Below are 23,781 nucleotides of genomic sequence, written 5' to 3'. Positions count from 1 at the left end.
GCCGGGCGGCTGGCCGCCGGTTCAACGGTCCTGGGAGACCGCCGGTCCGACACCCCCAGAACCCGCCAAGGCAAAGGCCCCGACGCCGCCGGTCCGACGGCCCCCGGAACCCGCCAAGGCAAGCGCCCCGGAGACCGCCGGATCGACGNNGGAGACCGCCGGATCGACGGCCCCCGGGACCGCCGAGGCAAAGGTGCGGGAGGCCGTCGGTTCGACGGTCTCCGGAACCCGCTGAGGCAAGCGCCCCGGAAGCCGCCGGATCGACGGCCCCCGGAGATCGCCGAGCAACGGGCCGGGAGGCCGTCGGTTCGGCGGACTCCCGGGACCGCCGGAGCAGGCGCCCCGCGGCCCCGGTGGCTACTCGGTTCAACGGACCGCGGTAGCCGTCTGGTTCTCGTGGTGCCGCTTCGCGGTGACCGCCGCCCAGCGTTCCAGAACGGCGGCCGCGGCGCCCGAGTCGACCGCCTCGGCGGCCAACGCCACCCCGTCGGCGAGGCGTTCGGCCACCGGCCGGCCGTCGGGGGTCAGCGCCGCCAGGCCGGCCGCCGCCGACAGCAGCACCGCGTCGCGGACCGGCCCCCGGGCCCCCGCGAGGACCTCGCGGGCCACCCGCGCGTTGTAGACCCGGTCGCCGCCGCGCAGTGCGGCGGCCGGCGCGTACGAGATCCCGATGTCCCGGGGGTCGAAGACCTCCGCCGTCACGGCGGAGCCGGCGACCGACCACACGGTGGAGGTAGTGGTGACCGTCAGCTCGTCCATCCCGTCGTCGCCCCGGAAGACCAGCGCGGACACCCCGCGCCGCGCCAGCACCTCGGCGATCAGCGGGGCCAGCCGGGCGTCGGCGACCCCGACCGCCTGTGCGGCCGGATCGGCCGGATTGGTCAGCGGGCCCAGGGCGTTGAAGACCGTACGGACGCCCAGCTCGCGGCGGGGGCCCGCGGCGTGCCGCATCGCCGGGTGGAACAGCGGGGCGAAGGCGAAGGTGATACCGGTCTCCTCCGCGACCTCCGCGACCTCGGCGGCAGGCAGGTCCAGGCAGACGCCCAGCTCCTCCAGCACGTCGGCCGAGCCGCAGGCGGAGGAGGCGGAGCGGTTGCCGTGCTTGACCACCCGGGCGCCGGCCCCGGCCGCCACCACCGCCGACATGGTGGAGACGTTCACGCTGTGCGAGCCGTCCCCGCCGGTGCCGACGATGTCCAGCGCCGGGCCGGGCACCGCCAGCGGCACCGCGTGCCGGCGCATCCCGCGCACCAGGCCCTCCACCTCCTGCGCCGTCTCCCCCTTCGCGCGCAGGGCCGTCATCAGCCCGGCGAGCCGGACCGGGCCGGCCTCCCCCGACATCACCTGGTCCATGGCCCACTCGGTCTCCCGCGCCGACAGGTTCCGGCGGTCCAGCAACGCGTCCAGCAATTCCGGCCAGGCACTCACGGCAGTCACGGCAGTCACGGCAGTCACGGCAGTCACGAGGGTCTCCTCGAATCTCTTCGAATTCCGGTCCCCTCCATTCTGAAAACCGGGCACCCGAGTTTCCAGACCACTGCCCGCCACATCGCCCGGTCCAATTCACCGATCCACCGAAAAGAGCACCGGAAGGGAAAACCAGTGACCCTGCACGCCGCCGTCACCCTCGTCAGGGAATCCGATATTCCGCTGACGTCGCAGATCCAGCAATTCATCAAGAAGGAGGTGGCCGAGGGAATTCTGCACCCCGGCACCCGGCTCCCCTCCAGCCGCCGCCTCGCCGACGACCTCGGGGTCTCCCGCAGCGTCGTGGTCGAGGCGTACGGTCAACTCGTCGCGGAGGGCTACCTGGAGGCCGTACAGGGCGCCGGCACCCAGGTCGTACGCCACCTCGACCGCGGCGCCCCCGCACCCCTGGTGCCTTCCCTCCTGGACGACGGGCACGGGCACGCCTCCCGCCCCGACCCGGCCGTCCGCTGGGACCTGCGCCCCGGCGGCCGCAACGTCCCCGAGTTCCCGCGCCGCGAATGGCTCGCCGGCTACCAGCGCGCCCTGCACTCCGCCGATCCGGCCGTTCTCGACTACCCGCCGCTCGCGGGGGATTCCCGGCTCCGCGTCGAACTCGCCCGCTACCTGGGCCGGATGTGCGGGGTCCGCAGCACCCCGGGGCAGGTCATGGTGACCGCCGGGTTCGCCCAGACCCTCGGCCTGCTGTCCGCCGTACTGCCCCAGCTCGGCATCGACGCCCTCGGTATCGAGAACCCCGGGCATCCCGGCCAGCGCCGCTTCGTCCGCGAGAGCGGCCTGCGCCCCGTACCGCTGCCGGTCGACGCGGAGGGCATCGACGTGGCCGCCCTCGCCGCCTCCGGGGTGCGCGCCGTCCTGGTCACTCCCGCCCACCAGTTCCCCACGGGCTCGACCCTCTCGGCGGAGCGGCGCGAGGTGCTGGTGCGGTGGGCGCGCGAGGTCGACGGCCTGATCATCGAGGACGACTACGACCGGGGGCTCTGGTACGAACGCGGCGCCGGCCGGCCGCTGGCCCTCCAGCGGCTCGCCCCCGAGCACGTGGTCTACGCCGGGACCGTGAGCAAGACCCTCGCCCCCGGGCTGCGCCTGGGCTGGCTCGCCGCGCCCGCCCCGCTCCTGGACCGGCTGCTGCGCGCCCGCGCCCGCCAGGACCTGGGCACCGACGTGCTGACCCAGCTGGCGTTCGCGGAATTCCTGCGCGGCGGCGCGTACGACCGGCACCTGCGGCGGCTGAACTCCCTGTGCCGCGACCGGCACTCCGCACTGCGCGAGGCCGTACGCCGGCACCTGCCGGGAGCCGCGGTGGTGGGCCGGGCCGCCGGACTGCACGCGTACGTGACGCTGCCCCGGCACACCGACGAGGCGGGACTCGTGGCCGGGGCGCTGCGCCGCTCGGTGCTGCTCGCGGGGGCGGCCGCCTGCCACGCCCGGCCCGGCGAGGGCGCGCCCGCCCTGGTGGTGGGGCACGCGCATCTGCCGAGGTCGGGCGCGGACCAGGCGATCCGGGAGGTGGCGGCGGTGCTCAGGGGGTGAGGACGCCGGAGCGCATCGCCAGGCCAGAGCGCATCGACAGGAAATTCTCCAGTATGGCGAGCCCGCCGGTGGTCGTGATCGACTCCGGGTGGAACTGCACCCCCTCCACCGCCAGCGTGCGGTGCCGCAGTCCCATCACATAGCCGTGGTCGGCGGCCACCGCCGTGGTCACCAGCGGCTCCGGCAGCGGGTCGGCGACCAGCAGCGAGTGGTAGCGGGTGGCCTCCAGGGTGTGGCCCAGCCCCTGGAAGAGGCCCGCGCCGTCGTGCCGGACCGTGCTGGTCCGCCCGTGCATCACCTGCCCGGCGACCTCGATCCGGCCGCCGTACGCCAGACCGATGGCCTGGTGTCCCAGGCACACCCCCAGCACCGGGACCCGCCCGGCGAACTCGTGGACCAGCTCCACGTGCCCCGACTCGGCCGGATGCCCCGGGCCCGGCCCGAGCACCACCGCGTCGGGCTCCAGGGCGGCCAGCTGCCCCGGTGTCCGGGTGCGCGAGCGCACCACCTCGGTGTCCGCGCCCAGCACCCGCAGGTACTGGTCGATGATGTGGACGAAACTGTCGTACGCGTCGATCAGCAGCACCTTCACGGCAGCAGCTCCTCACCGGTGAGCGCCCAGTAGGCCGCCCCCATCTTGGCCAGCGTCTCCTGCCACTCGGACTCCGGATCGGACTGGGCGACCATGCCCGCCGAGCTCTGCGTGGAGTACCGGAGGCCGTCGTACTCGATCGTTCGGATGCACAGGGCCAGTTCGCTCCAGCCCCGTACGTCGACCAGCCCGACCGCGCCCGCGTAGGCGCCGCGGCGCTCCTGCTCCAGGCCGTCGATGATCTCCATGGCGCGCAGCTTGGGCGCGCCCGACATGGTCCCGGCCGGGAAGGTGGCGCGTACCGCGTCCCAGACGCCGACCGCCGGGTCCAGCCGGCCGGAGACCGTCGAGACCAGGTGGAACACGTGCGAGAAGGTCTCCACCTCCATCAGCCGGTCCACCGGCTGGGTGCTGGGCAGCGAGACCCGGCCGATGTCGTTGCGGCACAGGTCGACCAGCATGATGTGCTCGGCCTGCTCCTTGGTGCTCTCCCGCATCTCCTTGACGCGCCGCTGGTTGACCTCGTCGTCGGGGCCGCGGCGGGCGGTTCCGGCGATCGGGCGCATCACGATCTCGCCGTCCTCGATCCGGAAGAACAGCTCGGGGCTGGCGCCGATCAGGGTCCGCCCCGCCTGCGGCACCAGGTACATGTACGGGGAGGGGTTGCGGCCGCGCAGCCGCCGGTACACCTCCAGCGGTGTCAACTCGCTCTCCACGTCGAGGCGGTGCCCGATCTGGATCTGGTAGACGTCGCCGACGCCGATGTGCTCCAGGCAGCGCGCCGCCCAGCCGAGGAACGTGTCCCGGTCGACGCTGTCGCGCACCGAGCGGGGGGCGGGGGCCGGCGGATACCCAGCCGCCCGCCGCTCCGGCAGCTCGGGCGCTTCAGGCAGTTCAGGCAGCTCGGGCAGCTCCGCCGAGCCCGTGAACGCCGGGCTGTCGGCGTGCAGCCGGCGCACCCGTCCGTCGTTCACGTCGTACCAGACGGTGTCCCGGAACAGCGTGAGCGTGATGTCCGGGCGCCCTCCGTCCCCGCCGTCCCGCGCCGGCAGCTCCTCCATGTGCCAGGCCGACTCGTACGCCAGCGAGGTCAGGAACCCGAAGGCGTAGCCGGTCTCGGGGAGCTCCGTGGTCACCGAGAACAGCCCCTGGGCCCGGCCGAGCGCGTCCCAGACCTGCTCGGAGCGCTCCAGCCGGAAGACGTAGGGGCCCTCGGGGAGCGGGTGGTGGGCCACCGGGCAGCCCGCGGCCGGCCCGTCCGTGACCAGCCCGGCCGCCTCGACCGCTCCGGCCAGCGCCCGCTTCAGCGCCGGTGTGGCGCCGTCCACCTCGACCCGGTCCGCGTGGACCCGGATCTCGGCGAGCCGCCCGAAGCCGACGACCGCGGACCGGCGGTCGGCCGCCGCCCCCTCCAGGGACTCGAAGAGGAACACCTCCTCGGCCGGCAGCACCGCGCGCAGCGCCTCGTACAGCTCCAGCGGGGCGTGCGGCGCGAGCTCCTCTACTCCGACCTCGACCGCGACGGCCGAAAGACTCGAATCGCTTGAACCGTATGAACCGTATGAACCATGTGAACCGTGTGAACCGTGTGAATCCCACACAGTGAACTCCCCCTGAATTCGGTTTCCGATGGAATGAGTGAATCAATGTTTTGCGAAGCACCGCCAGACCAATTCCTCACCCCCGGTACGGTCCATTTCCAAAATGCTTGACCATTCCCCGGCCCCGATGGGTAACTGAGGCCATGGGAGAAAACAAAAACAGATCCTCCTGGCGTTCATTCCCCGCCGCCCAGCAACCCGACTGGCCCGACGCGGCCGCCCTGCGCGCCGTCACCGGCCGCCTCGCCGAAGGGCCCCCGCTCGTCTTCGGCGCCGAATGCGACCAGCTGCGCCTCAAGATGGCGGCGGTCGCCCGCGGCGAGGCGATCCTGCTCCAGGGCGGCGACTGCGCCGAGACCTTCGCCCAGGTCACCACCGACTCCATCCGCGGCAAGCTGAAGACCCTGCTCCAGATGGCCGTCGTGCTCTCGCACGCCACCGCCCTGCCGGTGGTCAAGGTCGGCCGGATGGCCGGGCAGTACGCCAAGCCGCGCTCCAGCCCCTCCGAGGAGCGGGACGGGCTGAGCCTGCCCTCGTACCGCGGCGACGCGGTCAACGGCCTGGAGTTCACCGAGGCCGCCCGCACCCCCGACCCCGAGCGGCTGCGCCACATGTACGAGGCCTCCGCCCGCACCCTGAACCTGGTCCGGGCCCTGACCACCGGCGGATTCGCCGATCTACGCCAAGTCCACGCCTGGAACCAGGGGTTCGTCGCCGGCTCGGGCACCGGCGAGCGCTACGAGGCGCTCGCCGACGAGATCGACCGCACCCTCGCCTTCATGCAGGCCTGCGGGGTGGACACCCGCGAGCTGGGCACCGCCGAGTTCTTCGTCGGGCACGAGGGCCTGCTGCTGGACTACGAGGAGGCCCTGACCCGTACCGAACCGGAGAGCGGCCGCACCTACGCCGCCAGCGGCCACCTGCTGTGGATCGGCGAACGGACCCGCGACCTGGACGGCGCCCACGTCGAGTTCTTCTCGCGGATCGACAACCCGATCGCCGTGAAGCTGGGCCCGGCCACCACCGCCGACACCGTCCTCGCCCTCCTCGACCGCCTCGATCCGGACCGCGACCCCGGCCGGCTCACCTTCGTCGTCCGGGCCGGCGCCGACCGGATCCGCGACATGCTGCCCACCCTGGTGGAGAAGGTCGCCGCCGAGGGCGCCCTGCCCTGCTGGGTCAGCGACCCGATGCACGGCAACACGGTCACCGCGCCCAGCGGGCACAAAACCCGGTCCTTCGACACCGTGCTCGACGAGGTGAAGGGCTTCGTCGAGGTCCACCAGTCGCTCGGCACCCACCCCGGCGGCATCCACGTGGAGCTGACCGGCGACGACGTCACCGAATGCACGGGAGGAGGCAACGCTGTACGGCCCGAGGACCTGCGCCGCCGCTACGAGACGGCGTGCGACCCCCGCCTCAACCACACCCAGTCCCTCGACCTGGCCTTCCGGCTCGCCGAGATGTACCGCGAACGCCGGCCGGTCAGCCCCGCAGCGGACGCAGCGCTTCCTCGATGAGCCCGAACGGCGGCCGGTCGGCGAGGTAGAAGTGCTCGCCGGGCACCGTCAGCGCCACCGCCGGCCCCCGGGTCGACTCCCGCCACGCTGCACTGTGCGCGGTGGTCACCCGGGGGTCCGCGTCGCCCACGACAGCGGTGACCGGGCAGTGCAGCGGCGGCCGCGGCTGCCCCTCGTAGGCGGCGAGCATCCGGAAGTCCGCCCCGATGTACGGCATCACCAGCTCCACGAACGCCCGGTTGTTCAGCAACTCCGGGTCCGTACCGCCCAGTTCGATCAGGGTCCGGGCGATCGACTCCTCGTCCCAGGCGGCCGCCGCCACCGGGTCCCCGGTCATCAGATGCGGCGCCTTCGCCCCCGAGGCGAACAGGTGGGCCACCCCCGAGCCGGCCTCCTCCAGCGCCCGGACCACCTCGTACGCCACGATGGCGCCCATGCTGTGCCCGAAGAACACGGCCGGCCGCTCGTCGTCCGAGGCCAGCAGCTCGGCGGCGATCTCCCGTGCCATCGGGACCAGTTCGGCCGCGCACTCCTCGGCGAACCGCTCCGCGCGCCCCGGATAGCAGACCGCGTGGATCTCGTACGCGCCGAGCGCCTTCGCCCAGGGCCGGAAGAAGTACGGCGATCCGCCGGCGTGCGGGAAGCACACCATCCGCTCCGCCGCGAACGGCCGCGCCTCGACCACCTGTGTCCACACCATCACTTGCCACCCCTGCCCCAACGGCCGTACCACGGCGTCCGCACACTTCCGACGGCGCGATGGTCGCGGCTCCCACTGACGGCCCGCTGACGACCGGCGGGAGCGGTTGTCAGTCCGCCGTCAGGATTCCTCAGCAAAGTGACAGAGGTCCGCCACGCCGACCTCTGTCCCAGGAGATTCCATGACGGCGACCTCCGCCTTCCCCTCGATCGCCGAAGCCACGATGATGCCCCGCGTCATCCGCCTCGGCCCGAACCTGTACGGCGCGGCATTCACCCTGATGAAGCTGCTGCCGGCCCACCACATCCTCAAGCGGGCCGAGGAGCGGGGTGAACTGGGCCCGGACACCGTGATCGTCGAGACCACCTCGGGAACCTTCGGACTCGCCCTCGCCATGCAGGCCGCCCTGATGCGCCGCAAGCTGATCCTGGTCAGCGACCCCGCGATCGACGCCAACCTCTACCGGCGCCTCACCGACCTCGGGGCCCGCGTGGAGATCTGCCACGAGCCGGCCGAGGTCGGCGGGTTCCAGGAGGCCCGGCTGCGCAGGCTCGCCGAGATCCGCGCCGAACTCCCGGACTCCTTCTGCCCCGAGCAGTACAACAACCCGGGCAACCCGGCCGCGTACCAGCTGGTCGCCGACCAGCTCACGCGGACCCTGGGCACCATCGACACCCTGATCGGCCCCGTCGGCTCCGGCGGCTCCATGTGCGGCACCGTACGGGCGCTGCGCGCCGGCACCCCGCACACCCGCGCCATCGGCGTCGACAGCCACCACAGCGTGCTCTTCGGACAGCCCGACGGCTCCAGGGAACTGCGCGGGCTCGGCAACAGCCTGTGGCCCGCCAACCTCGACCACCGCGTGTTCGACGAGGTCCACTGGCTGACCGCCGGCGAGGCCTACGCCTCCACCCGCGCCCTGCACGCCACCCACGCCCTCTTCCAGGGCCCGACCAGTGGCGCCGCCTACCTCGTCGCCCGCTGGTGGGCGGAGCGCAACCCCGGCCTCACCGGCGTGGTGATGCTCCCCGACGAGGGCTACCGCTACCAGGCCACCGTCTACGACGACGCCTGGCTCCAGGCGCAGGGCCACCCGCTGCGCGAACAGCCGGCCGCCCGGCCCGCCACCGCCACGAGCCCCGAGACGGTGGGCGAGCGGTGGACCCGGTTCGCCTGGGACCGGCGCGCCTACGAGGAGGTCCCCGGCGCCGTGGCCCGGCCGGCCGCGGCGGCGCAGCCGGTGGGGGCGGGCGCATGAGCGGCGCCGACGCCACCGCCGCGGGCCGGCCGGCCCAGGGCTCCGACGCCACCGGCACGGGCCGGCTGACGCAGGGCCTGGGCGCCCGCACCCGCCGCGTCGTCTACGGCGAGCCCGGCCCCGAGGCCGTACGCCGCGAACTGGAGGCCACCAGCACCGTCGACCTCGCCCACGTCGTCATGCTCGGTGAGAGCGGACTGCTGCCGGGCCCCGCCGCGGCCGCCCTGCTGGAGCGGGTCCGGCGGCTGCGGGAGAGCGGCTTCGCAGAACTCACCGGCCGGGCCGCCCCGCGCGGCCTGTACCTCATGTACGAGGGCTACCTCGTGGAGGAACTCGGCTCCGACGTCGGCGGAAAGGTGCACACCGCCCGCTCCCGCAACGACATCAAGGCCACCATCACCGCCATGCGGCTGCGCGCCGAACTCACCGACCTGCTCGGCGAGATACTGCGCCTCCAGGCGGCCCTGCTCTCCCGGGCCCGCCGGCACCAGGACGCCGTGATGCCCGTCTACACCCACTACCAGCCCGCGATGCCGATCAGCTACGGCTACTACCTCGCCGGGATCGCCACCGCCCTGGACCGCGACATCACCGCGCTCCGCCACTGCGTCGACGACCTCGACCGCTGTCCGCTGGGCGCCGGCGCCGTCGCCGGCACCGACCTGCCGATCCGCCCCGAGCGCACCGCCGGCCTGCTCGGCTTCCGCGGCGGCCCGACCCTGCACGCCACCGACGCGGTCGCGGCCCGCGACACCATGCTGCGCGGCCTGGCCGTGGTGGCCTCGGCGGCGGTCACGCTCAGCCGGCTCGCCACCGACCTCCAGCTGTGGAGCACCCAGGAGTTCGGGTTCGTGGAGTTCCCCGAACGCCTCGTCGGCGGCAGCTCGGCGATGCCGCAGAAGCGCAACGCGTTCCTGCTGGAACACGTCAAGGCCAAGGCCGCCTGGGCGGTGGGCGCGTGGACCGCGTCGGCCTCCGCCGCCAAGTCCACCCCGTTCACCAACTCCATCGAGGTCGGGACCGAGGCCGTCGCGGTCGCCTGGCCCGCGCTGGTCGCCGTACGGGAATCCGTGCTGCTCGCCCAAGTGCTGGTCTCCGGCGCGCGGCCGGTCACCGACCGGATGGAACAGCGGGCCCGGGAGGGCTTCGTCACCGCCACCGTCATCGCCAACCGGCTGGTCGGCGAAGGCGTGCCGTTCCGGACCGCGCACCACGTGGTCGGCGCGGCCGTACGGGACGCCATCGCGTCCGGCGCGGGCGAACTCACCAAGATCGAGCTGCCGGAGGGAGTCACCGACTTCGGGGGCGCGCTGCCCTCGCTCGCCGAGGTCGTCGCCGACCTGGACCGCGGCGGCGGCCCCGGGGAGTGCGCCGCCATCGTCGCCACCCTGCGGGACCTGCTGGCCGGGCACGGTGACTGGCTCACCGCCTACCGGGACGGGCTGCGCGACGCCGCCGGCCGCCTGGACGCCGAGGTCGACGCCGTCATCGCACGCCACGCAGCACACGGAACACGCGGAACCCACGACACACGCGACACGCACGGAACAGGAGAGACCCCATGACCGCGGACGGCGCCCGGTTCGCCTTCCTTGAGAGCAACACCACCGGCACCGGTCGTGACTTCTGCGCCGCCGCCCGGGCCCGGGGGCTGCGGCCCGTGCTGCTGACCCGCGACCCCGGCCGGTACCCGTACGTCGCGCAGGACGGCATCGACACGGTGCTGCTGGACACCTCCGACCCGCAGGCGGTCCTGGACGCCTGCGCCGTGCTCGACCCGGCCGGGATCGCCACCAGCTCCGAGTACTTCGTCGCCCTGGCGGCCAGTACGGCGGCCAAGCTGGGCCTGCCCGGCCCGGACGCCGACGCCGTCACCCGCTGCCGGTCCAAGGACACCCAGCGGGCGGTGCACGCGGCCGCCGGGGTCCCGGTCCCCGAATTCGCGGCGGTCACCGAGGCCCGGGACGCCGTCTCCGCCGCCACCCGCATCGGCTTCCCGGTCGTCGTCAAACCCGTCAGCGGCTCCGGCTCGGTGGGCGTGCGGCTCTGCGCCGACGCGGAGGAGACCCGCGCCTGGACCGCACGGCTGCTGACCGACGGCTCCGCCACCGTGCTGGTGGAGGCCGCCGTACCCGGCCCGGAGTTCTCCGTGGAGACCTTCGACGGGACGGTGGTCGCGGTGGTCGCCAAGCATGTCGGCCCCGAGCCGTACTTCGTGGAGACCGGGCACGACGTACCCGCCCCCGTCCCGCCGCCCGTCGCCGACGTCCTCGCCGCCACCGCCGTACGCGCCGTGGCCGCGCTGGGGCTGGGCTACGGCGCCGCCCACACCGAGCTGCGGCTCGGCCCCGGCGGACCGGTGGTCATCGAGGTCAACCCCCGTCTGGCGGGCGGCATGATCCCGGTCGCGGTCCGCGCCGCCACCGGGGTGGACCTCGTCGACGCGGTGATCGCCCGGGCCGCCGGACAGCCCGCCGCGGTCCCCGGCCCGGCGGCCGGCCACGCCGCCGTCCGCTTCGTACAGGTCGCCCGGGAGGGCCGGGTCACGGCCATCACCAACCTGGCCGGCGCGGCCGCCGCCCCCGGCGTGGCCGCCGCCTCCGTCACCACCGCGGTGGGCCGCGACGTCCGTGTCACGCACTCCTTCCAGGACCGCCTGGCCTGCGTCGTAGCCGCCGGCCCCGACCCCGCCACCGCGTCGCACCGCGCCACCGCGGCCACCGCCCTGATCGACATCACCGTGGAGGAGACCCCCTGATGAAAGGCGCACCCCCTGCCCCCTCGCGTACGCGGCTCCCCCGGCGGCCGGCCCCACCGGCTTCCGCCCCCGCCGCCCCTACGACGCCCCCGGCCGCCACCCCGTCCACCGCCACGGCCGGCGCCACGGGCGGCACTACGGGCGACACCCCGGCCACCGCCACGGCCGGCGCCACGGCCGGCGCCACGGCCGACGCCGTGGCCGGCACTGAGGCCACCGCCACGACCGACACCACAGCCGGAACGACCCGCACCCGTACCCATGACGTGGCCGTGCCCGCCGAGACGGCGGCCGGGCTGTACCGGACGGCCGCCGATCTCGGGGTCCCGCTGGCCGCGCTGCTCGGCGCGGCCCACGCCCGGGTGCTCGCCACGGTGGCCGCCGTGCGGGAGCTGCGGACCGGCCTCGCCGACGGCCGGGCCACCCGGGAGCTCCGCCTGACCGTGGCCCCCTCCACCTGGGCGGAGCTCGCGTCGGCCACGGCGGCCGCCCTGGCCGACGCCACCCTGCCCGAGCACGCTCCGGCCCACGCGGCCCCGGCCTTCGGTGTCCCCACCGGCAGCACCGGGCCGGAGGCCAGCGGCACCGGGCTGGAGGCCAGCGGCACCAGGCCGGAGGCAGGCGGCACCAGGCCGGAGGCAGGCGGCACCAGGCCGGAGGCAGGCGGCACCAGGCCGGAGGCAGGCGGCACCGGGCCGGAGGTGGTGCTCGGGCTGAGCGAGGCCGCCGAGGGGCCGCTCGGGGACGGCGAGATCCTCCACGTCACCTGGGCCGGCGACGGCACCGCGCTGCGGGTCGCTTACGACCCCCGGGCCGTTGACACCGCGTATGCGCAGCGCCTCGCCGGTTACCACCTCACCGCCCTGCGCCTGCTCTCCGAGGACCCGCACGCCCGGCACGACCGCCAGAGCCTGCTGTCCGCCCAGGAGGTCGAAACCCAGCTCTACGGCCTCGCCGGCCCCCGCACCGAACTCCCCGACGCGGTCCTCACCGACCTCTTCGAGGCCCGCGTGCGCCGCCACCCCGACGCCGTCGCCGCCGAACACGGCCCCCGCAGCTGGACGTACCGGCGGCTCGACGCCCGCGCCAACCGGATCGCGCACGCCCTGCTCGCCGCCGGGTCCGGGCCGCAGGACGTGGTCGCCGTCGTCATGGACCGCTCGCTCGACTGGATCGCCGCCGCCCTCGGCGTCCTCAAGGCCGGCGCGGTCTACCTCCCGATGGGCCCCGACCTCCCCGTGGACCGGATCAGCGCCCAGCTGGCCGCCGCCGGAGCCGCCTTCGTCCTGACGGACCCCGACGCGGAGGTCCTCGTACACAAGGCCGCCGGCGAGGGCACGCCGGTGCTGTCCGTGCCGGAGATCCACGCGGCCGCACTGCCCGACACCCCGCCCGGCGTGCGCGTGGCCCCCGGCCAGGCCGCGTACGTCTACTTCACCTCCGGCTCAACCGGCACCCCCAAGGGCGCCGTGTGCGAGCACGCCGGCCTGCTCAACCACCTCCTCGCCAAGGCCCGCGACATGGGCCTGGCCGACGGCGGGGACGAGGACAGCCGTGAGGTCGTCGCCCAGACCGCGCCGCAGAGCTTCGACATCTCCCTCTGGCAGTTCGCCGCACCCCTCCTGACCGGTGGCACGACCCGCATCATCGCCACCGACGTCCTGCTCGACGTGGCCGGCTTCCTCGACGAGATCACCGAGGCCGGGGTCACCGTCGCCCAGACCGTCCCCGCCTACCTCGAAGTCCTCGTCCGGCACCTGGAGCGCCGCCCGCGCGAACTGGGCGCCCTGCGCACCGTGTCGGTGACCGGCGAGGTCCTCAGCCCCGGCCTGGTCCGCCGCTGGTTCGCGCTCTGCCCCACGATCTCCCTGGTCAACGCCTACGGCGCCACCGAGGTCTGCGACGACACCATGCACGAGGTCCTCCACACGGCCCCCGCCCCCGGCCACCCCGTCACACTCGGCCGGTCCCTGCCCAACGTGAACACGTACGTCCTGGACGAGAACCTCGCCCTGGTCCCCCTCGGCTCCCCGGGCGAGATCGCCTTCTCGGGGGTCTGCGTCGGCCGCGGCTACGTCAACGACGAGGAGCGCACCCAGCAGGCCTTCGTCCCCGACCCGTTCCGGGCCGGCGCCCGGATGTACCGCACGGGCGACTTCGGCCGCTGGCTGCCCGACGGCCGGATGGAGTACCTGGGCCGCCACGACGAACAGGTCAAGATCCGCGGCTTCCGCATCGAACTCGGCGAGATCGAGAACAAGCTGCTCGCCGTGCCCGGCATCCGCGAGGCGGCCGTGGTCATCGTCGGCGATGCCGGCATCCACCGCCACCTCGTCGCCTTCTACACCGCCGACGGCGCCGAGACCTCCGTCGAGCAGGCCCGCGGCCACCTGGCCGCCGCCCTCCCGGACTACATGGTCCCCAGCTACCTGCACCGCCTCGGCCGGCTCCCCCGCACCGCCAACGGCAAGGCCGACAAGAAGGCCCTCGCCGAACTGGCCGGCACCCTCGGCCACGGCGGCGCCGGCCACACCGGCCCGGCCACCGCCACCGAGCGCCGCCTCGCCATGCTGTGGGCGGAGGTCCTCGGGGTGCCGCTGGAGCGCATCGGCCGCCACGACAGCTTCTTCGCCCTCGGCGCCAGCTCGCTGGCCGCGGTCCGGGTGATCGTACGGCTGGACCGGGCCCTGTCCCTGAAGGAACTGGTCGCGCACCCGGTCCTGGCCGACCTGGCCGGCGTACTCGACGACCGCCGCCGGGGCGAGCCCCGCGAGGGCGCGCCCCCGCTGCTGCACCCGCTGCTCCCGGTCCGCACCCCGCACCACACCCTGGTGTGTCTGCCCTACGCGGGCGGCAGCGCCCTGAACTTCCGTGCCCTGGCCGCCGAGCTGGAGGGCGACGGGATCGCCGTACTGGGCGCGGAACTGCCCGGTCACGACTTCGCCGCCGAGGACGAGCCGCTGGAGAACGTCGCGGTGATCGCCGAGCGGGCCCGCGACGAGATCCTCGCGCGGGTCTCCACACCGGTCCTGCTGTGGGGCCACTGCTCTGGCGCGGCCGTCGCCCTGGAGACGGCCCGGCTGCTCCAGGAGGCCGGCCGGCCCGTGGCCCGCGTCTTCATCGGCGGCCAGTTGCTGCACGGCCCCGACGCCCTGCGCGCGGAGCTGGCGGAGGTCGGGGGAGCCGGCCGGGAGACCCTGCTGGGCCGGCTGCGCGCCGACAACGCCTACGTGGAACTCGACGCCTTCACCCCCGAGCGGGCGGCGGCCGTGGACCGGGCCTACCGGCACGATGTGATCACCGCCAACCGGCACCTGCTGCGCGTCCACGCGGATCCGGCCGCCCACCGGATCGACGCCCCGGTGGAGGTGGTGGTGGCCCGCGACGACGCCTGGACGGCGGCCGCGGCCCATGGGCACCAGGCCTGGCGGATGGTCTCCGGCCACGTCACGCTGCACGAGCTCGAAGAGGGCGGGCACTACTTCGCAGGCACCCGGGCCGCGGAGACCGCCGACGTGGTGAGGAGGATGACGGTATGAGCACGACCCAGACGGCAGCGCCGGTCAGCCCGGCGGCCGGACCCGCCTCCGCCTACCGGCAGGTGGCCGCGACCGGCGTCAGCACGGCATTCGGCACCTTCGGTGAACTACTCCAGGGCGTGCTCCCGGAGGAGGACGGCAACTTCCTGGTGACGCTGCCGGTGGCCCGCTGGTCCATGGCCCGCTTCGAAGTGGACACTGACAGACCGGATTTGGAGGTGTGGCCGCCGCACAAGAAGAAGGCCCTGAAGCTCACCTCCATGATCCTGGAGGACGAGGGCCGGCCCGCCGGCGGCCTGCTGCGCATCGACAGCACCCTTCCCGAGGGCAAGGGCCTGGCCAGCTCCTCCGCGGACCTGGTGGCGACCGCGCGGGCCGTCGCCAACGCGCTCGCCGTCCCGATGCCGCCGCGCCGCATCGAGTCGTACCTCGCCCGGATTGAACCGACCGACGGCGTGCTCTACCCCGCGATCGTGGCCTTCCACCACCGCAGCGTCCGGCTACGCGCCAGCCTCGGCTCCCTGCCGTCGATGGCGGTGGTCGGCGTCGACGAGGGCGGGGCGGTCGACACGGTCGCCTTCAACGCCATCCCCAAACCGTTCACCGAGGCCGACAAGCAGGAGTACGCCCGCCTGCTGGACCGGGTCACCCGCGCGGTCGCGGCCCGCGACCTGGCCGAGGCCGGACGGGTGGCCACCGCCAGCGCCCGGATGAACCAGGTGCTGCGCCGCAAATGGTCGCTGGAGCCGATGATCGCCATCTGCGAGGAGGTCGGCGGACTCGGCGTCGTCGTCGGCCACAGCGGCACCACCCTGGGCATCCTCATGGACACCGGCGCCCCGGACTGCCCCGCCCGCCTCGCCGCCGCCGCCCAGCTCTGCCAGGAGCTGGCGGGCAATGTGACGGTCTACCAGACCCTCAGCTTCCACTGACCCCCACCGGGCGCCGGCTGTCCCCGGCCGCGCCCCCCTGACGCGCGCCGGGGCCCACCCCCGCACCCGGAGCGCCCCGGCCCCCGGGACGAGCGACTACGCCCGTCCGGTCGTGCCCGGTCGCCGTCTCCTTGAGCGGTTCGATTCGCCGTCCGATCGCGACCACGTGGGCGCCTTCGGCCGCAAAGGCGCGGGCGGTTGCCCGGCCGATGCCGGTGCCGGCTCCGGTGACGACGACGATCCTGCTGCTCGGCGGTGCGGTGCTGTTCATGCCGGTCATCGTGCAACCCTGCCGCCAGCGGCAAGGTCTACCCTCATCGGGGAGGAAGCGAATAATTGCATGGGCCCTCGCATGCCCACACCTGCCCCACGAGAGGCCAGGCTCCGCTTCCGTTTCGGACCGGCCCCCGGGGTCCACCAGTTGGTGGACACGAGGTTCAACCGGTCGAGCCTGTCCTCCGCACCCCCGCTCCGACCAGCATGTATGTCATGACGAACCCCACCGTACGCATGGCCCGATGGAGCGCCCAGAACCCCTGGCGCGCAATCACCGGCTGGCTCCTCTTCGTCGTCCTCTGCTTAGGCGCGGGCATCACGATCGGGGCCAACCCCGCGACCAGCGAGGACTTCCGGATCGGCGAGGCGGGCCGCGCCGAGGCCATCGCCACCGAAGGCGGCCTCCAGCAGAAGCCCGTCGAGCGCGTCCTGATCCACGCCAAGCCCGGCGCCGGCGCCTTCGACAAGGCCCAGGCCGACGCGGCCGCCCGTGACATCGGCGACCGGATGCGCAAGCTTCCCGAAGTCGCCTCCGTGGCCGACCCGGTCCCCGCCGCCGACGGCTCCGCCTTCCGCGTGGACGTCACCATGAAGGGCGCCGAATTCGACGGCAAGCAGCACGTCGACGCGCTCCTCGCACAGACCGCCGCCGTCCAGGACGCCTACCCGGGGCTGTGGCTGGAGGAGGTCGGCTCCCCCTCCATCAGCAAGGGCGTCGACCAGCTCCGCAGTGACGACCTGGCCCGCACCGAGGTCATCGCCCTGCCCGTCACCCTGATCACCCTGATGCTCGTCTTCAGCTCCATCGCCATGGCCATCGTCCCGCTGCTGCTGGCGCTCTCCTCGATCGTCGCCGCGGTGGGCCTGTCGATGCTCGCCTCGCACGCCTTCCCCGACGCCGGCGTCGGAACCAACGTCATCCTGCTGATCGGCCTGGCCGTCGGCGTCGACTACACCCTCTTCTACCTCAAGCGGGAACGCGAGGAACGGGCCCGGGCGGGCGGCAGCCTCTCCCCGCAGGCCGTCGTCGAACTCGCCGCCGCCACCTCCGGCCGGGCCGTGGTCATCTCCGGACTCGCCGTCGCCATCTCCAGCGCCACCCTGTTCCTCGCCGACGACGTCATCTTCTCCTCCATCGCCACCGGTGCCATCGTCGTCACCCTCGTCGCCGTCCTCAGCTCCCTGACCGTGCTCCCCGCCCTGCTGGCCAAGCTCGGCGAGCGCGCCGAGCGCCGCACGGCCCGCAAGCAGGCCCGCGCCGCCGCCAAGGGCAAGACCCTGCGCGTCAAGCAGCCCAAGACCGGCGCCGGCCGCCTCACGGCCGCCGTACTGCGTCCCACCGCCAAGCACCCCGTCGCCACCCTGGCCGTCGCCACCCTGGCCATGCTCGCCCTCGCCCTGCCCGTCCTGAACCTGAACCTCACCGAGATGGGCCGCGAGACCCACTCCCGCTCCATCGGCGCCATGCAGACCTACGACCGGATGATGGCCGCCTACCCCGAGCTCAAGGGCATGCACCAGATCGTCGTACGAGCCGACGCGGACCGCCGCGAGGAAGTCTCCGGCGCCCTCCTCGACCTCGCCGGCCAGGCCGCCAAGGACCCCGCGATCAGCGGGCAGCCGGTCCTGACCCACTCCCCCGACGGCCGGATCACGATGCTGGAGATGGCGGTCCCCCACTTCGTCAGCTCCCCCGAGGCCCAGGACTCCCTGAAGCACCTGCGCGGCTCCTACGTCCCCGCCACCGTCGGCAAGCTGTCCGGCGCCGAGGTGGCCGTCACCGGCGACGTCGCCCGCTACGCCGACTACCCCGCGCACCAGAAGGAGAAGCTGCCGCTGATCATCGGGGCGCTGCTCCTGGTCACCTTCGCGATGACCGTGTGGGCCTTCCGCTCCGTCGTCCTCGGCCTGGTCGGCATCCTCCTCAACCTGCTCTCCGCGCTCGCCTCGCTCGGCCTGCTGGTGCTGGTCTTCCAGAACGAATGGGCCGAGGGAATCCTCGACTTCAACTCCACCGGCTCCATCGGCTCGCGGGTCCCGCTCTTCCTCTTCGTGATCCTCTTCGGGCTCTCGATGGACTACCAGGTCTTCGTGATCAGCCGGATCCGGGAAGCCGCCATGAACGGGATACCGACCCGCCAGGCCGTCCTGGACGGGATCGGCAGCTCGGCCGGCGTGGTCACCAGCGCCGCCGTGGTCATGGTGACCGTGTTCGCCAGCTTCGCCTCCCTCCACCTGATCGAGATGAAGCAGATCGGCTTCAGCCTGGCGGCCGCGGTCCTGCTGGACGCCTTCGTGATCCGCATCCTGATCCTGCCCGCCCTGATGCTCCTGCTCGGCGAATGGAACTGGTGGCCGTCGCGCGGTATGCGCCAGGTCGGCCCCAAGACGTCAACGGGCCGTCAGCTCACGAACGTAGGCTGACCGCATGACTGAACGGCCGCAGCTCACCGACCGGTTACCCGTCCAGACGTTCCACGGCTGGTACGCCGCGGCATGGGTGCTCCTCGGTCTGATCCCCTCCGTCATCGGGGTGGAGAACGACTCGGGAGCACCCAAGTGGGGGGCGCTGGCCCTCCTCGCCGTCCTCGCCTTCTGCTACACGGCCGTACGCCGGTTTCCGGACAATCCCGTCCTGCGGCCGCAGGCCTACCTGGCCCTCCTCGCCCTCGGTCTGGGGGCCATGGGAGGGCTGCCGGGCGGCGGGGCGGCCCTGTTCATCGTCTCCCTCCCGCAGTTCTGGCTCTTCGCCTCCGGCATCCGCGCCTCGATCGTCCTCAGCGGGGCCGCCGCCGCGGCCACCGTGGTCGGCAGCACCCTGCGGACCGACGAATCCCTCACCGGCAACGTCGTCTTCGTCTTCCTCGGATACGCAGCCTCGGTCCTGATCGGCCTGCTGATCCACCGGCTCCTCGCCGACAGCGACGCCCGGGCCGGTCTGCTGGGCGCCGAACTGGAGAGCGCGCAGGCCCGCCTCGCCGAGGCACACCGGCAGCAGGGCGCGGCGGACGAGCGGGAGCGGCTGGCCCGCGAGATCCACGACACCCTCGCCCAGGGCTTCGCCTCGATCATCGTGCTGGCGGAGGCGGCCCGCTCGACGATCGCCTCCGACCCGGAGCGCAGCGCGCAGCAGCTGGTCTCCATCGAGCAGACCGCCCGCGAGAACTTCGCCGAGGCCCGGGTGCTGGTGGGCTCCGCCCCGCAGAGCGGCCTGGCCCCCGGCTCGGTCGCGGTCACCCTGCGCCGCACCCTGGACCGCTTCACCCAGGACACCGGCCTCACCGTCGAGGCGGAGCTCCCGGCGGACATCGACTGCGACCAGCAGACCCGTATCGCGCTGCTGCGCTGCACGCAGGAATCGCTGGCCAACGTGCGCAAGCACGCGGCCGCCACCACGGTGGGCGTGGTCCTCACCCAGTATCCGCAGGCCATCGAGCTGGAGATCACCGACGACGGGCGCGGGTTCGTGGTCGAGGACTCCAAGGGCTTCGGCCTGGACGGCATGCGCAAGCGGCTCGCGGAGCTCGGCGGCGATCTGACGGTGACCAGCTCGCTCGGGGACGGCACCCGCATCCTCGCCACGATCCACACGAACGGACAGGCCTGACCATGAAGACGACCTCCGACACCCGCCCCGGCGACAGCGAGAGGATCCGGGTCATCGTGGTGGACGACCACTCGGTGATGCGCGCCGGAGTTCTCGCCCTGCTCGCGCCGGAGCCGTCGATCGCCGTCGTGGGCGAGGCCGACAACGGCCGCGAGGCCGTCGGGCTCGTCGAGTCCCTGCGCCCCGACGTGGCCCTGATCGACCTGCGGATGCCGGTCCTGGACGGGGTCGCCGCCACCACCGAGATCGTCGCCGGACCGGCCCCGACCCGCGTCCTGATCCTCACCACGTACGACACGGACGTGGAGATCGAACGCGCCGTCGAGGCCGGCGCCATCGGCTACCTGCTCAAGGACACCACCCGCGAGCAGCTCGTGGACGCCATCCGCTCCGCGGCCCGCGGCGAGACGGTGCTCGCCCCCCGGGTCGCCGAACGCCTGGTGGCCCGGATGCGCCAGCCCGCCCCCGTGGTGCTGACCGCCCGCGAGCTGGACGTGCTGAACGCCGTCGCCGACGGGCTCTCCAACGGCGACATCGGCAAACGCCTGGTCATCGCCGAGGCCACGGTCAAGACCCACCTGCTTCGGGTCTTCGCCAAGCTCGACGTCAGCGACCGCACCCACGCCGTGGTCGTCGCCCTGGAGCGCGGACTGCTGGTGCGCCGCCCCGACCGCGGCTGATGTTTCACGTGAAACATCGTCTGTTTCACGTGAAACATCTGTCGGACCCGCATCAGTCGGCCTTGAGCTCCGGCGGGTACAGGAAGTAGTTCGCGGCCGACGCCGCCTGCGCGCCCTCGTGCACGGCGGCGGTGACCTGGTGGGAGTGGAGCGCGGTGAGGTCGCCCGCCGCGTACACCCCGGGCACCGAGGTCTTCTGCTCGGTGTCGACCGCGACATAGCCGGAGGCGGCCAGGTCGACACCCAGCTGCCGGGCGAGCACCGTCTCGGGCGTGGCCCCCTGGATGGAGAACAGGGCGTCCAGTTCCAGCCGCAGACCGCCCCGGGTGTGGATGGCGGTGAACAGGCCGTCCTTCCCCTCCGGCTCCGCGATGCGGTCGTGGACCACCGGGATGCCCGCGGCTTCCAGGCGGGCCCGGAACGTGTCGCTGATCTCGTCGCTGTGGCTGTTGGTCAGCAGCCGCACCCGGTCCGTGAGGCTGTGCAGCTGCATCGCCTCGCCGGCCGCGGCGTCCGTGTGCCCGACGACCAGGATGCTGCGGCCCCGGTTCTCGTAGCCGTCGCAGGTGATGCACCAGAACATCGACCGGCCCACGTACGACTCCCAGTGCGGGAAGTGCGGGAAGTGGTCGAGCACGCCGGTCGCGAGCACCACCGTGCGGGCCTGCCAGCTGTGCCCCTGCGAGCGCAGGGTGAAGCCGCGTTCCGCGTCGCCCTCCACGGCGGTGATCAGGTGGTGGGCCACCCGGGCGTTGGGGTAACGGGCCAGCTGCTCGGAGCCCAGCCTGCGCAGTTCGACCGTGGGGATCCCGTCCGGGAAGCCCAGGTAGTTGTGGTTGACCTGGTGGTGGGTCGAGCGGCCGTGGCCGGTGTCGAAGACCAGCACCTCCCGGTTGTAGCGGGCCAGGTAGATGGCCGCGGACAGCCCCGCGGGCCCGCCGCCCACGATGGCGACGTCTGCTGTGGCGCTCACGTCCGGCTCCTCTTGATCTCGTAGAAACCGGGTGTGGAGGCGACGAGGACCACGCCGTCCCAGAGCCGGGCCGCGTCCTCACCGCGCGGTACGGGCGTCACCACCGGCCCGAAGAAGGCGGCCTGGCCGGTACCGGGCGGCCCCTCCAGCGCCAGCACCGGGGTGCCGGCCTCGTCGCCGACCAGGGCGACCGCCGCCTTGTGCGACAGGAGGAGGGCCTCCTCGTAGGTACGCGAACTCAGCGCGTCGGACAGCCGGGCCGGCAGCCCCGCCTCGCGCAGGGCGTCCTCGACGACCTCCCTGCTCTGCGGAAGCCCCCGCTCGTGGAAACGCGTGCCCAGCGCCGTGTAGAGCCGGCCGAGCACCTCGTCCCCGTGCTCGGCCCTGGCCGCGGCGCAGACCCGGGCCGGACCGCGCGCCTCCAGCAGCATCTCCCGGTAGGCGCGCGGCAGTCGGGGATTGTCCTGGAGCACGGCCAGGCTCATCACGTGCCACCGCGGGGTGACCGGGCGCAGCCGCACCACTTCGAGCATCCAGCGGGAGGTCTGCCAGGACCACGGGCAGATCGGGTCGAACCAGAAGTCGACGACGCCGGTCATACGACCACCTCCGTGTTCCGCGGGGCGGCCGTCCGCACCCGGCCGCGCATATCGCGTGCGACGGCGATCCGGTCCGCGCCGGTCAGCGTCACGAAGGCGGCGCCGATGGTGTGGGCGGCCGCCTCGTCGAACTCCTCGGGGACCAGCCCCCGGATGTCATAGGCCTTGACCAGGTGCTCGTATGCAGATGGATGGATCATGGTTCCCATTCGTCGTCAGGGGGCCGGCCGGGCCGATCAGCCGGCGTTCCGCTGCCAGTTGGTGAGCCGGCGCACCGCGGCCAGCGGGATGGCGAGCCATTCGGGCCGGCTGTGGGCCTCGTAGCGGGCCTCGTACACGGCCTTGTCCGCCTCGAAGGTGCGCAGCAGCACGGGCAGGCACCTGGGGTCGGCGCCGCCCGCCTCGGCGTATCCCGCGCAGAACGACCGCCGGTTGTGCACCGCCCAGGCCGAGGCCCGGCGCGCGAGCCGCATCCCCCGCGGATCCCCCAACGCCTGTTCGCCCGGCGGTACGCCGAGCACCCCGGCGAGCGCGTGGTGGGCCGCGTAGTCGAAGGACCGGAGCATCGCGGCCACATCGCGCAGCGCGGGCTGAAGCCGCCGGCGCTCCTCGGGCGGCCGCCCCGGCTCGCCCTCGAAGTCGATCAGCACCCAGCCCCGTTCGGCGCGCAGCACCTGGCCCAGGTGCAGGTCGCCGTGGACGCGCTGGGTGACGAGCGCCCCGTCCTTTCGGGCGACCTCGGCGAGGTCCCGGTACATGCCGCGCAGCTGACGGGCGAGCGGCAGCAGGGCGGGCACCTCGGCCAGCGCGGTCTCCAGTCGCTCGGTGAGTCCGGCGACGAGCTGCTCCGACTCCCCGACGGTCAGCGACCGGGTGCCGAGCTGCCCCGCGAGTGCGGCGTGCACCTCGGCCGTGGCCCGGCCCAGGGCGCGGGCCTCCTCGGTGAAGCCGCCGAGCGGGGAGATCGTCTCGCACTCCCCGGCGATACAGGCCCTGGCCTCCTCGACGGCGATGGCCCAGCCGTCGCCGCGGGAGGGGATGAACTCCTGGAGGATGCCGAGGGTGATCTCGCCGCCCGGGCTGTCCGGTGCCGTCCGCATCCAGCCGAGCGGGGCCGCGCTCGGCACGTTACCGGCCCGCCCCAGCGCGGTCAGCATCTCCAGCTCGGGGCTGGGGCCGGGCACTAGATGCCGCAGCACCTTGAAGATCATCCGGTCGCCGAAGGCCACGGAGGTGTTGGACTGCTCCCCGTTCAGCACCCTGGCGGGCAGCCCGCGCGGGATGTCGGCGCCGGGGGTGCGGTGGAACTCCACCGTGCCGTCGTCCCGCTCGGATACGAGCAGGTCGAGCAGCCGGCCCATCAGCTCCGGGTCGGCGGTCGCGTCGTACAGGACGCGACCGCCGGCCGCCGCGCTGCGCCCGATCTCGGCTTCCGCGAGGTGGGCTGGGAGGACGGAGCGCACGCCGAGCAGCAGCTGGTACCAGTCGTCCGAGCCGGCCCGGGTTCCCGGGACGCGGACGACCACCTGCACCAGTTCCGGTTCTCCGCGCGAGACCACGTCGACGAGGACCGGCTCCACCTCCACACGGGCGCGGTCCTTGCCCGCGAACCAGCGCCGGCCGAGGATCCAGCCGGGGAGCAGCCTGCGCAGCTCCCCGGTGATCCACTCCACTTCCAGACGGTCCGACCCGGCACTGCCTGTCTCGATGCTGTCCATGGGGAGT

At 73.6% G+C, this 23,781-nt stretch carries 18 protein-coding genes and 1 pseudogene; 10 read left to right on the top strand and 9 right to left on the bottom strand.

Going from position 1 to position 23,781, the window contains the following annotated elements:
* Positions 1-366 precede the first annotated feature (366 nt).
* Complete coding sequence (gene trpD, locus J7I97_RS05795; RefSeq protein ID WP_308369286.1) at positions 367-1,464, bottom strand: anthranilate phosphoribosyltransferase; 1,098 nt, start codon at positions 1,462-1,464, stop codon at positions 367-369.
* A 138-nt stretch (positions 1,465-1,602) separates the two neighbouring features.
* Here trpD and J7I97_RS05790 point away from each other — a divergent pair, with 138 nt between their 5' ends.
* Positions 1,603-3,021: a PLP-dependent aminotransferase family protein gene (locus J7I97_RS05790; RefSeq protein WP_214931307.1), complete on the top strand. Its 1,419-nt coding sequence runs from the start codon at positions 1,603-1,605 to the stop codon at positions 3,019-3,021.
* On the opposite strand, the gene J7I97_RS05785 is transcribed toward J7I97_RS05790, so the two are convergent.
* Positions 3,011-3,613: an aminodeoxychorismate/anthranilate synthase component II gene (locus tag J7I97_RS05785; protein ID WP_214931306.1), complete on the bottom strand. Its 603-nt coding sequence runs from the start codon at positions 3,611-3,613 to the stop codon at positions 3,011-3,013. The genes J7I97_RS05790 and J7I97_RS05785 overlap by 11 nt on opposite strands.
* On the bottom strand, positions 3,610-5,214 hold the full coding sequence (locus J7I97_RS05780) for an anthranilate synthase component I family protein (protein ID WP_214931305.1): 1,605 nt from the start codon (positions 5,212-5,214) through the stop codon (positions 3,610-3,612). Before J7I97_RS05780 ends, J7I97_RS05785 begins: the two co-directional genes overlap by 4 nt.
* Positions 5,215-5,357: 143 nt before the next feature.
* Here J7I97_RS05780 and J7I97_RS05775 point away from each other — a divergent pair, with 143 nt between their 5' ends.
* Positions 5,358-6,734, top strand: a complete 1,377-nt coding sequence (locus tag J7I97_RS05775) for a class II 3-deoxy-7-phosphoheptulonate synthase (RefSeq protein ID WP_214931304.1) — start codon at positions 5,358-5,360, stop codon at positions 6,732-6,734.
* Here the strand turns inward: J7I97_RS05775 and J7I97_RS05770 are convergent.
* Complete coding sequence (locus J7I97_RS05770) at positions 6,700-7,434, bottom strand: thioesterase II family protein (protein ID WP_214931303.1); 735 nt, start codon at positions 7,432-7,434, stop codon at positions 6,700-6,702. The two genes, J7I97_RS05775 and J7I97_RS05770, sit on opposite strands and share 35 nt — an antisense overlap.
* Before the next feature lie 181 nt (positions 7,435-7,615).
* Between J7I97_RS05770 and J7I97_RS05765 the strand changes: the two genes are divergently transcribed.
* Genes J7I97_RS05765 through J7I97_RS05745 form a run of 5 tightly spaced genes read left to right on the top strand, consistent with a single transcriptional unit; the run spans position 7,616 to position 15,921 of the window.
* On the top strand, positions 7,616-8,692 hold the full coding sequence (locus J7I97_RS05765; protein ID WP_251058507.1) for a cysteine synthase family protein: 1,077 nt from the start codon (positions 7,616-7,618) through the stop codon (positions 8,690-8,692).
* On the top strand, positions 8,689-10,257 hold the full coding sequence (gene argH / locus J7I97_RS05760) for an argininosuccinate lyase (RefSeq protein WP_214931302.1): 1,569 nt from the start codon (positions 8,689-8,691) through the stop codon (positions 10,255-10,257). Before J7I97_RS05765 ends, argH begins: the two co-directional genes overlap by 4 nt.
* A complete protein-coding gene (locus tag J7I97_RS05755; protein ID WP_214931301.1) occupies positions 10,254-11,450 on the top strand; it encodes an ATP-grasp domain-containing protein in 1,197 nt (398 codons plus the stop codon). The genes argH and J7I97_RS05755 overlap by 4 nt, the downstream gene beginning before the upstream one ends.
* Positions 11,450-14,989: an amino acid adenylation domain-containing protein gene (locus J7I97_RS05750; RefSeq protein WP_214931300.1), complete on the top strand. Its 3,540-nt coding sequence runs from the start codon at positions 11,450-11,452 to the stop codon at positions 14,987-14,989. Before J7I97_RS05755 ends, J7I97_RS05750 begins: the two co-directional genes overlap by 1 nt.
* Positions 14,986-15,921 carry a kinase gene (locus J7I97_RS05745; RefSeq protein ID WP_214931299.1) on the top strand — a complete coding sequence of 312 codons (936 nt, stop codon included), beginning with the start codon at positions 14,986-14,988 and terminating at the stop codon, positions 15,919-15,921. The genes J7I97_RS05750 and J7I97_RS05745 overlap by 4 nt, the downstream gene beginning before the upstream one ends.
* A 106-nt stretch (positions 15,922-16,027) precedes the next feature.
* On the opposite strand, the pseudogene J7I97_RS05740 reads toward J7I97_RS05745, so the two are convergent.
* Positions 16,028-16,201 (bottom strand): annotated as a pseudogene (locus J7I97_RS05740) (SDR family NAD(P)-dependent oxidoreductase); the annotation flags it as partial.
* Between the two features lie 209 nt (positions 16,202-16,410).
* Here J7I97_RS05740 and J7I97_RS05735 point away from each other — a divergent pair.
* From J7I97_RS05735 to J7I97_RS05725, 3 genes are read left to right on the top strand one after another with little or no spacing between them, the layout of a single operon-like run.
* Positions 16,411-18,621 (top strand): MMPL family transporter, encoded by a 2,211-nt coding sequence (locus tag J7I97_RS05735; protein WP_214931298.1) that lies wholly within the window; start codon positions 16,411-16,413, stop codon positions 18,619-18,621.
* Positions 18,622-18,625: 4 nt separating this feature from the next.
* Positions 18,626-19,804, top strand: a complete 1,179-nt coding sequence (locus J7I97_RS05730; RefSeq protein WP_214931297.1) for a sensor histidine kinase — start codon at positions 18,626-18,628, stop codon at positions 19,802-19,804.
* Between the two features lie 2 nt (positions 19,805-19,806).
* The gene (locus J7I97_RS05725; protein WP_214931296.1) at positions 19,807-20,484 is read left to right on the top strand and encodes a response regulator transcription factor; all 678 of its coding nucleotides are present in this window, start codon (positions 19,807-19,809) and stop codon (positions 20,482-20,484) included.
* A 52-nt stretch (positions 20,485-20,536) separates the two neighbouring features.
* Here the strand turns inward: J7I97_RS05725 and J7I97_RS05720 are convergent, their stop codons facing one another.
* From J7I97_RS05720 to J7I97_RS05705, 4 genes are read right to left on the bottom strand one after another with little or no spacing between them, the layout of a single operon-like run.
* Positions 20,537-21,457 carry an NAD(P)/FAD-dependent oxidoreductase gene (locus J7I97_RS05720; RefSeq protein ID WP_214931295.1) on the bottom strand — a complete coding sequence of 307 codons (921 nt, stop codon included), beginning with the start codon at positions 21,455-21,457 and terminating at the stop codon, positions 20,537-20,539.
* Positions 21,454-22,056 (bottom strand): DsbA family protein, encoded by a 603-nt coding sequence (locus tag J7I97_RS05715; protein WP_214931294.1) that lies wholly within the window; start codon positions 22,054-22,056, stop codon positions 21,454-21,456. Before J7I97_RS05715 ends, J7I97_RS05720 begins: the two co-directional genes overlap by 4 nt.
* Complete coding sequence (locus J7I97_RS05710; RefSeq protein ID WP_214931293.1) at positions 22,053-22,256, bottom strand: hypothetical protein; 204 nt, start codon at positions 22,254-22,256, stop codon at positions 22,053-22,055. Before J7I97_RS05710 ends, J7I97_RS05715 begins: the two co-directional genes overlap by 4 nt.
* Before the next feature lie 36 nt (positions 22,257-22,292).
* Complete coding sequence (locus J7I97_RS05705) at positions 22,293-23,774, bottom strand: phosphotransferase (RefSeq protein ID WP_214931292.1); 1,482 nt, start codon at positions 23,772-23,774, stop codon at positions 22,293-22,295.
* Positions 23,775-23,781 lie beyond the last annotated feature (7 nt).

It is taken from the genome of Streptomyces sp. ISL-87, assembly GCF_018614095.1.
Classification (GTDB): domain Bacteria; phylum Actinomycetota; class Actinomycetes; order Streptomycetales; family Streptomycetaceae; genus Streptomyces.
This window is presented reverse-complemented; position numbering and strand designations above follow the sequence as displayed.